Origin of the sequence: Shewanella litoralis, assembly GCF_009828585.1 — a bacterium.
Lineage (GTDB): Bacteria > Pseudomonadota > Gammaproteobacteria > Enterobacterales > Shewanellaceae > Shewanella > Shewanella litoralis.
Genome location: NZ_WSRZ01000142.1, coordinates 1 through 294 on the forward strand (window position 1 = coordinate 1; position 294 = coordinate 294).

The 294-nt window shown below is 49.0% G+C and carries 1 protein-coding gene; it reads right to left on the reverse strand.

What is annotated here, in order from left to right:
- Positions 1-11: 11 nt before the first annotated feature.
- Positions 12-294 (reverse strand): PsbP-related protein (locus GQA99_RS21135; RefSeq protein WP_160057042.1); only part of this gene is annotated, 283 nt, incomplete at its 5' end.

Genomic DNA, 294 nt, shown 5'->3' on the forward strand with positions numbered 1-294 from the left:
GTTGCTTTCACTCAAGCAACACTGAAAGAAGTGGCTGCGTTCTCAACAAATTTCCTGGCTCCCTTGAACCACCTCTTGTCTCCAGCTTGTGCTTTGCAGATGTAAAGTTTCCCTCCGTTCACAGTGGCTGTGATCAGCTGGTGCTTTCCACCTTCGTCTCCATCAGCCGTTCTTGTCAACACCGACAAGTAATAGTATGGTTTTCCACCAACGTCCTGAGATGATGAGTCCAGAATGTTTGCTGTTGCCACTGCATTGTTGTCAAAGCCTCCCTCAGAGGCAGTCTCACCGAAG